Source organism: Nonomuraea antri (assembly GCF_013283785.1).
GTDB lineage: Bacteria > Actinomycetota > Actinomycetes > Streptosporangiales > Streptosporangiaceae > Nonomuraea > Nonomuraea antri.
Map to the genome: position 1 here is coordinate 1 of NZ_JABCPZ010000456.1, position 3,009 is coordinate 3,009.

3 protein-coding genes are annotated in these 3,009 nt (G+C 71.7%); all 3 read right to left on the bottom strand.

The annotated features are described in order from the left end of the window. Nucleotides 1–190: 190 nt before the first annotated feature. On the bottom strand, nucleotides 191–877 hold the full coding sequence (locus HII36_RS54290; protein WP_236005204.1) for a type II secretion system F family protein: 687 nt from the start codon (nucleotides 875–877) through the stop codon (nucleotides 191–193). 20 nt (nucleotides 878–897) lie between these two features. Beyond that, entirely contained in the window at nucleotides 898–2,094 is a 1,197-nt protein-coding gene (locus tag HII36_RS54295) for a TadA family conjugal transfer-associated ATPase (RefSeq protein ID WP_173531227.1), read from the bottom strand. Continuing rightward, nucleotides 2,091–3,009 (bottom strand): septum site-determining protein Ssd (ssd, locus tag HII36_RS54300; protein WP_173531228.1); only part of this gene is annotated, 919 nt, incomplete at its 5' end. The genes HII36_RS54295 and ssd, both read right to left, overlap by 4 nt.

A 3,009-nucleotide genomic window follows, 5' to 3' on the forward strand; every position in this document is an offset into this window, starting at 1 on the left:
TTATTTATAGTTAGGCGAGCGTCGGCAGCGTAAGATGTGTATAAGAGAAAGGCGTTCTGGGGGTGTTCTGGGTGATAGCCACAGCCATGTGGACAGAGCCACACAGACGGCGGACAGCAGTTCCAGCATCGGGGCGGTCCGTTCGCTTGGAGGTCGGGCGATGGTCTTGCCGGCTGGGTGGCGGTTCGGGTCAGGCGGACTGGGCGCGTATGGCCATGCGGTTGGTCCACCACAGGCCGCAGGCGTCCAGGGCGATGCCTGTCACGAGGCAGGCCAGGCCGGGGACGCTGCCGAGCAGGAAGTCGAGCGGGTGCATGTCGAGCGCACCGGCCATGAGAAGGCCGAGGGCGGGGAGGACGGCCAGCAGCCTGGCCGTGGCGCGAGGACCTGCCAGTTGGGCGGCCACGTCCTGACGGTGGGCCTGGGCAGCGCGCAAGGCGCCGGCCACGCGCTCCACGAGAGCTGCCAGGCCGGCGCCCACGGTGACGCCGACGTCCCAGCACGCCGTTAGGCGGTGCAGTCCCTCGCCTCCCCGGGCGGGCGCTGCGGCGGCGAGGGCCGCCGCGACGTCTCCGCCGTCCCTCGCCGCCGCCGTCACGGGACGCATGACCTGGGGATCAGGGAAGTCCACGGCGGCGACGGCTCTGGTCAACGCCTCGCCAGGGGTGCGTCCGGCCGACAGCTCCGCCGACAGGGCCTGGCAAAGCTCGATCGACGCCTGCCGCCAGGCGTCGGCTCGCCGTGCCTGGTTGGGACGGGTAAGGCGACGGCGTAACGCATGCCAGTGGACCGGCTCGTGGTCGCTGGTGAGTCTGTTCAGTCGGGTGGTCGCCGGGTCGGGGCCTGTCCACAGCCAGACGGCCAAGCCTGTGGACAACGCTGCGACGAAGGCGGCCATCACGACGGCGTTCGCCGAGTCAGGGCTTCGTACCCGGGGCCGGTCAGCACTCGTCCGCTCGGTGTGAAGGTGAGCGCGGGGACCGCTTCTACCAGGGACGATGACGTTCGCGCGAGCAGGCAGATCTCAGAGATCCTGCGCCGGCCGTCCTGGCAGCCTCTGGTCAGGTGGATCACCACGTCGAGTGCCGCGGCGAGCTGGCTGTGGACGGCCTCCCTGCTCAACCCCGCCGCGCAACCCAGCGCCTCAAGGCGCGGCGGGACGTCGGCGGCGGCGTTCGCGTGAAGCGTGCCGCAACCGCCCTCGTGGCCCGTGTTGAGCGCGGCGAGCAGGTCGATCACCTCCGCTCCCCTGACTTCGCCCACCACCAGGCGGTCCGGACGCATGCGCAGCGCCTGCCGTACGAGATCGCGCAACCCCACGCCGCCCGCGCCCTCCAGATTGGCTGGACGGCTTTCCAGGCGCACCACGTGGGGGTGGAGCGGCCGGAGTTCGGCCGAATCCTCGACCAGGAGGAGGCGTTCTCGAGGATCCGCCTGGGACAGCAGGGCCGACAGGAGCGTGGTCTTGCCCGTACCGGTGCCGCCCGTCACCAGGAACGCCAGCCGGGCCGCGACGATCGCGGTCAGCACGGGCAGCGCGGGAGGCGGGATCGTCCCGGCCGTGACCAGGTCGGACAGCGTGAACGTACGGCGAGGCGGTAGTCGCAGGGAGATGCTGGTGCCGCCGGACGCCACGGGCGGCAGCACCGCGTGCAGGCGCACGCCGCCGGCCAGCCGGGCGTCCACGTACGGTGACGCGTCGTCGAGCCGTCTGCCCGCGGCGGCGGCCAGGCGTTGGGCCAGTCTGCGCACCGCGGCGTCGTCGGTGAATGTGACCTGGGTGCGGCGCAGCCCGTCGCCGTCGTCGACCCAGACCTCGCGGGGTCCGTTGACCAGGACGTCTGTCACGTCCGGTTCGGCCAGGAGCGGCTCCAGCGGGCCGGCGCCGATCAAGTCCGCGCACAGGGCGCGGGCGACCGCGAGGATCTCGGCGTCGCCGTACACGGACTTCTCCGCGCGCAACGCCACGGCCACCTGGGCCGCGGTGGGTTCCACGCCGGTTCTGGCCAGACGAACGCGGACGGCCTCCACCAGCTCCGGCGACACCGGTGCGGCGGGGCGTTGCGGCTCGGCGCCCGGGGTGCGGGGGGTCATGTCGGTACGAGGTCGGTCAGCAGGGATGCGCACAGACCGCCCAGGACCGTGCGGGGGCCCAGTTTGGGTAGTTCGCCGCGATTGAGGGTGGCGGTGAGTTTGGGCTGGTCGGGGAATCGGGCGAGCGCAGGGATGCCCAGGGAGCTTGCCGCGACGTCCTCGTCCAGGACGCCGGGGCGCAGGACGGCGCGGATGTCAGCGGTGTGCTTGCCGGCCTCACCGAGCACCTGGGCGGCGGACAGGATGCCGCGCACGTCGGCGGTGGCGACGAGGAGAGTGGTGTTCGCTCTGGCCAGCGCCTCCAGGGTGGCCGGGTTGAGTTGTCGTGGGAGGTCGACAACGATCAGGTCGAAGCCGCGCCGGCCCGCCTCCAGCACCGAGCGCATGGCCTCCTGCGGGATCTCTTCCACCTCGCCGCGGTGGAACGAGAGCACGGCCAGATCGCCGAAGGACGGCAGGGCGTCCTTGAGTGCGCTGGAGTTGATGCGTCCCTGCCTGGCGACCAGGTCTCTCCAGCGAGCGCCGGACGCCTCCTCGTGGCCGAGCAGCGCGTCGATGCCTCCACCCAGGGGGTCGGCGTCGACCAGCAGGGTGCGGAGGCGGTCGCCCGACGCCCTGAGCGCCAGGCAGGCGGACAGGACGCTCGTGCCCACCCCTCCTTGGCCTCCCAGGACGCAGATCACCGTCCCTGAGCGGGGGTCTGGGTCCATGGCGTCGGCGAAGTCCTCCACGAGACGGCGTTCGTCCTGGGGCAGGGCGACGACCGCTTGGGCGCCTACCGCTACGCATTTTCGCCACGTGTCCGGGTCGTCTGGCGATCTGGTGACCAGGAGGACCTGGTCGCGGGGTGGTGGGGAGGTGGCGGCCATGGCGTCGGCCTGGTCTGCGCCGATGAGTATCAGTGGGGCGAGGTTC